This is a genomic window from Candidatus Parvarchaeota archaeon (assembly GCA_016866895.1).
GTDB lineage: Archaea > Micrarchaeota > Micrarchaeia > Anstonellales > VGKX01 > VGKX01.
Genome location: VGKX01000060.1, coordinates 1 through 6,462, shown reverse-complemented (window position 1 = coordinate 6,462; position 6,462 = coordinate 1). Strand labels below are relative to the sequence as shown.

Below are 6,462 nucleotides of genomic sequence, written 5' to 3'. Positions count from 1 at the left end.
GTTTATTTCAACCAAAAGGAGGATGGCAAATACAGGTATGTACGTGAGCCTGCCATCATGGATAGCGAGTTTGCATCAGAGTACCTTCAGGCATGCGACTTGCTCTTTGACACTTATTCAAGTCTCATTGAGCCAATGACGCAGCAAGTGCAAAAAGAGTTCCCAAACGATGCAAGCGCATCGCAGCGGGCTTATGCCTCGGCAGTCAGGGCAAAGGTGTGCGACGTGCTTCGATGCCTTTTGCCTGCCTCGACAATGACAAATACCGGCATTTACGGCAATGGCAGGGCCTTTGAGTACCTGCTTTTGAAAATGTATTCAAGCCAGCTTGGTGAAATCAGGCAGGCCGCGCAATCTGCCCACCAGCAGCTTGGATTAATGATTCCTTCGTTTGTGAAAAGGGCCAACGATGCATATGGCCTTTCAACCCAGGCTTACCTGAAAGCCACCTGCCAGTCTGTTTCAAAACAAGTTGAGGAGCACGGCCTTAAGCTTTATGATAACCAGGAAAGCAGGCAAGACGTGCAACTTGTCCATTTCTCTGATGACGCTGAAAACAAGGTTGTTGCAGCAATCCTCTTTGAGCACTCTGACAGGTCACTGTCCGAGCTTTATGCAATGGCAAAATCCCTAAGCCAGGGGCAAAAAGAAAGCATAATTTCTGCATATGCTGGCAGCAGGGGAAACAGAAGGCACAAGCCTGGGCGCGCATTTGAGCACTGCCATTACGCATTCTCGCTTTGCGGAAACTTTGGAATGTACCGCGACTTGCACCGCCACAGGCTCATGACCCAAACCCGCCAGCCGCTTTCAGTCTACCATGGCTTTGAGCTGCCCCCTGAGCTTGTGCAGGCAGGCTTTGGGAAGCAGGTTATGGAGGCAGTCAATTTCTCCTCCTCTGTCTACAAAAAAATTGCTGCAAAAATGCCACTTGAGGCCCAATACGTAGTCCCAATGGGCTTTAGGTTGCGCTGGAACATAAACCTGAACCTTCGCGAGGCGTATCATCTTATTGAGCTGCGCTCCATGCCCCAAGGGCACATTGACTACAGGCGCATGGTGCAGAACATGTTCCTTGAGATTAAAAAAGTCCATCCCGCTTTTGCAGCTGGCATGAAGTTTGTTGACATGTCAGGGGCAAAGCTTGAGCGGCTTGAGGCTGAAAAAAACATTGACAAAAGGATTGAGGAAATCAACAAAAAATACGGCACACGATAAAACATTTCTCACAAGCAAAGTCAAGATCGATTTTTTGGTGATTGCATGCAAAAATATACATTCGTTTTACTAATCGTTCTCATAGCACTTGTGGGCTGTACAACCCAACAGGGTATTTCGGGGAACGGAAACACAGTTAATTCAAACAACCAAACTTTAGGTGATAACTTGCAGCAAGAAAAAAATCCAATCGCAGTTTTTAAAACCAATAAAGGCACTTTCAAGGCAGAAATTTATGCTGACAAGGCACCCATCACAGGAAAGAACTTTGTGGAGCTTGCAAAATCAGGATTTTACAATGGGCTTTCATTCCACCGCTATGTTGAAGGCTTTGTAATCCAAGGCGGTGACCCAAAAGGGGATGGCACAGGGGGCAGCAGCAAAAAAATACCTCTTGAGATAGTGCCTGGCCTGACTCATGTCAAGGGATCGCTTGGCATGGCCCGCTCGCAGGACCCAAACAGCGCCTCAAGCCAGTTTTATGTCTCACTTGAGGACATACATCAGCTTGACGGGAATTACGCGGTTTTTGGCCAAGTAACTGACGGGTTTGGTGTTGTCCAGCAGCTTCGCCAGGGCGATATAATCGAAAGGGTTAGCATAGAGTAAAAAAGGCCTTTTGCTCTTCTTTTCTTCAGGGTTCTGCTCTTTTTTCATCTCTATATAATTTATATACTTTTTTTGAGCAAAAATCAAATATTGTTAATCGGGGGGCAGGGGTTTTGTGCTGGCGTTATTATGATGTCCGAAAAGGAGCTTATTTCTGATTTTGAGCAAATCCGCCACTCAATGCACTATCCAAGAATATCCAAAATATCGGATTCCCCAGGCTTAATGGACTGCCGTGTAATTCAAGATGCCGCCTCAGGCCTACTGGAGCTTGCCATTGACCTGGCGGAGTTTGAGCGCATTGGCGGCAGGGAGCATGTTAGAAAAATCATTGCCCACGAGCTTGCGCACCTTGAGGTGTGCCCGCGCAATTATCCGGAACTTTTAGAAATAGAGTCTGGCACACTGGCCGTAGAGCCAGACCACGCACTTGCGCAGGAGCTTGCGCATGTGCTTTCAGACACAATTGTAAACAATTACATTGCATCCAAGGGCTTTGATGTCACGCTTGCACCGTCGGGATTGTTGAGCCCCAAAAACTGGGTGGACGTTCCCGCCCAAGACAAGCCCCTTGCAATGTTCATAGGCCACCTCCATTTTCTGTGCGCAGGCAGGCCAAGCCCGTATTCCTCGATTGCATCGTTGTCCCTACTGCAGGATGCAAAAAAATATTTTGACATTGCAACAAATCCTACCCTGAAGCTATTCAATAAATCCTACGAGTGCGCCAAAATCATCAGGTCTTACTCCCCAAAGGCGCAGGGCAGCAAAAGCGGGGCGGCCAAAGGCGCTTTTGAAAAAGCCCGAGCCCTCATTGGCCTTGGTTTTTTGGGTCCAAAAGAAAAAAAACTGCCGGAAAAATTCAGGCAGGTTCGCTACATGCTTGGCGGAAAGCCGCAAGGAAAAACCTTCGAGTCCCTTCCGGTTCAGGAAGAATATAATCCCGCATCCGTGCAGGACAAGCGGCAGGCTCTTGCAGCATACCTTGCAGGCCTTGACCCGGAAAACAGGAGGCTTCTTTCAAGAAGCCTTGAGCAGTCAACAAAAACCGCAATACCTGAATTTGAGCTTCTCAAGGCCCAGGCAATGCAGCAGCTTGACTTTCATTTGCATGCAACCAGCGAGTCTTATGGGGGCATGGTGTCCCCTCTACACTTCAAGTCTTGGGATTTGGGCGATGACCCCCAAGCCCTTGATGTTTGCGAAAGCCTGGTTGAAGGGGCAGGGGAGATTTTGCCGAACTTCAAGACAGTCCAGCTTGTTAAAAAGCGGGGGCACGGGCAGCCGATTGAAAAGGCGCCCCTAACGCTTCTTCTTGTTGACACCTCTGGCTCAATGGGAAAAACCCTCTCATGCGTCGCAGCATTTGCCCTAATCGAGGCGCACAGGATACAAAGTGGAAAAATTGGCATTGTGGGCTTTACCACCGACGTGTGGCTAAACTGCCCGCCCACTGAAGACTACTCGGGCCTTGAGCAATCATTTTACTCAAACTATTCAAGCGGGGGAACTGACTATTCATCGTGCATGCTGCTTGCAACCCAATACAAGCAACAGCATATTGGCATAAACATTATCCTGGTATCTGATATGAAAGCTCCAAGCCAGCAGGTAACCCTTGCGCTAAGGCAGGGGCTTATCTCACTTGTCCATATGGGTGAGGAAGCAAATGCAAGGGAATTGGCACAGATAACTCGCGGCGTTGTGGTCCATGCAAAATCCCAAGAACACCTGAGCAGGGCCCTGCTGCAGTTGCATGAGTATCAAAAAGAATAGAAATGGAAAAAGTGGACACAGCTGCCTGCGCAGAAAAAATGGTGGAAAAATGCCGCATACGCACATGATAAAAATTGAGGATTATCTGTCATATCTAAACTCAATGATTCTTGGAAACAGGGAAAACAACGAGCTTATGCTTGCCTCATGCATTAACCCGAACCCTACAAATGCCATAATCATAGGAAGCCCGGGAACCTCCAAAACAACATCGGTTCTATTAATTTCGCAGATGCTCGGTTCATCTTTTGCAAAGCTGCAGGCAACACCCAATCTTGACATCAACAAAGTGCTAGGCCCAGTCGACCTGAAAAAACTGCTTGTTGAAAAGGTTGAGGCAGTAAAATGGTCAAATTGGACAAAGGCCTATTTCAAATTCATTGACGAGTTCAACAGGCTTACGCCGGAGTCAGCAGTCTCGCTTATGGAGTTGCTGGACACCACAAGGGGCAAGCGCTCGCTTCACATCAACCAGCACGAGGCGCCGCTGCTTCCAACCGGCCCCCTGTTTGCGACAATGAACCATGCGGATTCCGCAACAAACGAAGTTTTCCCCCCCATGCTTGACAGGTTTGACCTGTGCATTGTCATGAAGCACCCCGGGTCCCATGACCTGTACAAAATCGGCTCCGGGCAGCTCAAGCAAATCAAGCCTCCAAAGCCGCTGACCGAATCTGAATTTGATGGCATGAAATCAGAGGTTGAAAAAGTCGAAGTGCCTGATAGCATCCTGCGCTACGTTTCCTTGCTTGTCCGCGACTTGTCATTCTGCACCTTTGGTGAAATGTCGACAAAGACGACAGCCTCCCACGAACACTGCGCAAAACTGTGCCCGTTTTGCCCTAAAATAGACCATCGCTCCCCCGCGTCCCCCCGCGTTGTGCTATCTCTGGTATCGCTTTCAAAATCGCTTGCATACCTGCGCGGCAAAAGTCAGGTGACGCATGATGAAATAAAAAGCCTTGTCGTCCCCGCCATCCGCCACAGGGTGAGGCTCCAGCTTGCCTACCTGAATAAATTCAAGAACATCAATGACGCTTACGAGGACTTGGCAGGCCAGCTAAAGGCAAATCTCATTGCAAGGGAAGCAATGGATCATGTTCTTCTCAAGGCACTTGAGGGCATCCAAAACGGCCACATTTCCGACGAGGCAAAGTCCAGCCTGCACAGGCTTGAGGAGTACGCAAAAAAAGACGGCGTTTATGGAGAGCTTGTCCATGAGCAGCTTTCCCTAATCAGGAAAAAAACAGGTTCGTAAAATCAATGGTGCCCCGTGAGCCCTGTTTTTCTTTTAGCTGCGATGGAAATTGCAGTCATTTCTGAAACTTCCGATACAGGCACTGCCGATTCATCTTTCCTTTGCCCATGGCAGCCGCACTGGCAAAACAGGACATGCCCTCCGGTCCATATGTCATCATAAAGGGCTGACGGGCAGTCCGGATATTCTGTCAATGTCAAGAAGCATCTGCTGCAATGAATCATTCTAACACCAACAACCCACCAGTTCGTTAACATGCTAACTTTTCGTGATTTTATATTTAAATCTTTCTAATCTGTTCAAGTCAATCAACGAAAACCAGTTTGACAAAAACTTGCGCAAAAGATATTTGGGCCTGAAAAATATTTTCAAAAAAAAAGAAAATAAAAAAAAGAAACAGGAAAATTTCGCAATGCTTAAGCTGCCTATTGCTGCGCCTTTGTTTCCTGCACTTGTGCTGCTTCATGCCCGCTTGCCTGCTGCTGCCCTTGAGAAGTTCCATGGGCTTGCACTGCCGCCTGCTTCACCTGGAAGGTTTCCTGGGCTTTTTGCACTTCCGGATTAGTTGCAACCCCGCCCACATCTTGCCCCTGTTTTCCAGCAGCCGCATTTTCAGCCACAGTTTCCTTTATCTTTCTTGGTCGTCCCCTTGCCATTTTACACACCCCTGTTTTTTCGCTTTCATTTTTCGGTTCAACAATCTATCCTGGGCATGTCAACAGTTTATAAGTGGCGCAGGCGGTAACTTTCCAGTGCTCACCAATGGGAGCTAATGCCCAAACCAGCCCCCTTCGTGGTTTCACCCCCCCTGTCCCTCTTCAATCCAATTTCAAGATTGAACAATTCCGGATTTAGCAAAAACATACGTGATTTCCATGGAAGACGAACCTGATAATACTAAAGTCGGCAAAGCGCGAAAAAATCCATACCAAAGCCTTCAAAAGTTGGCACGCCTCAAGGACGGCTGGCAAAAAAGCAGGGAAAAAAAGGCCAGGGGAAAATAAATGTCCTGGGAAAATAACCGTTGCAGAAACAATATTCAAATCCCAAACACGGCAGTTTCCTTGCCGTGGGCTGCAAATTCCAAAGCTGGCGTGCATCCACTCATGTTTGCCTTTATACGCGTCCTATTCTCCCAACTTGCGGCCTGTGGCGGCTGAGGTGCAGGCAGCGGCTCCCTTTTTTTAGGTTTCCTCTTCTCTTGCATGAAAAATCCCCTCGTGTCGAATGCCACCTACGCTCATCTGATTATAAAAAAAGAAAAAAATGAAAAGGCGCTAGGACGCCTTTTCCAGCTCCTTTATCCTTTCTGCAAGGCCCTTCACTTCCTTTTCAAGGGACTCCTTGTACTCCTTGAGCATCCCTATTTTTTCCTCCCTTGTCAGGAAATTCCTGGGAGCCTCGCACCCTCCTGGCCAGCAACATCCATATGCCATGTCTCTCACCTTCCGAAAACCGGCTTTGCGCCATGTATCGGTTGTGCGATATATTTACCGGACAAGTATATAAACATATCGGTCATACGATATGTAACCAAACGAAGCGTTTAAATATTCGGGGAGGGAAAAACTTTGCATGGGCAAGAACTGCTCCGAAGGCTT

7 protein-coding genes are annotated in these 6,462 nt (G+C 48.0%); 4 read left to right on the top strand and 3 right to left on the bottom strand.

What is annotated here, in order from left to right:
* The 4 genes from FJZ26_03225 to FJZ26_03210 form a co-directional block, all read left to right on the top strand.
* Positions 1-1,218 (top strand): thymidylate synthase (locus FJZ26_03225; GenBank protein ID MBM3229420.1); only part of this gene is annotated, 1,218 nt, incomplete at its 5' end.
* A gap of 45 nt (positions 1,219-1,263) precedes the next feature.
* Positions 1,264-1,827, top strand: a complete 564-nt coding sequence (locus FJZ26_03220) for a peptidylprolyl isomerase (GenBank protein ID MBM3229419.1) — start codon at positions 1,264-1,266, stop codon at positions 1,825-1,827.
* Positions 1,828-1,956: 129 nt separating this feature from the next.
* Positions 1,957-3,603: a VWA domain-containing protein gene (locus FJZ26_03215; protein MBM3229418.1), complete on the top strand. Its 1,647-nt coding sequence runs from the start codon at positions 1,957-1,959 to the stop codon at positions 3,601-3,603.
* Positions 3,584-4,861, top strand: coding sequence for a MoxR family ATPase (locus tag FJZ26_03210; protein ID MBM3229417.1), 1,278 nt, complete (start codon positions 3,584-3,586; stop codon positions 4,859-4,861). The genes FJZ26_03215 and FJZ26_03210 overlap by 20 nt, the downstream gene beginning before the upstream one ends.
* A 2-nt stretch (positions 4,862-4,863) precedes the next feature.
* On the opposite strand, the gene FJZ26_03205 is transcribed toward FJZ26_03210, so the two are convergent.
* From FJZ26_03205 to FJZ26_03195, 3 genes are all read right to left on the bottom strand, one after another.
* Complete coding sequence (locus FJZ26_03205; GenBank protein ID MBM3229416.1) at positions 4,864-5,085, bottom strand: hypothetical protein; 222 nt, start codon at positions 5,083-5,085, stop codon at positions 4,864-4,866.
* Positions 5,086-5,286: 201 nt separating this feature from the next.
* Positions 5,287-5,517: a hypothetical protein gene (locus FJZ26_03200; protein ID MBM3229415.1), complete on the bottom strand. Its 231-nt coding sequence runs from the start codon at positions 5,515-5,517 to the stop codon at positions 5,287-5,289.
* Between the two features lie 383 nt (positions 5,518-5,900).
* Positions 5,901-6,095 carry a hypothetical protein gene (locus FJZ26_03195; GenBank protein MBM3229414.1) on the bottom strand — a complete coding sequence of 65 codons (195 nt, stop codon included), beginning with the start codon at positions 6,093-6,095 and terminating at the stop codon, positions 5,901-5,903.
* Positions 6,096-6,462: the final 367 nt, after the last annotated feature.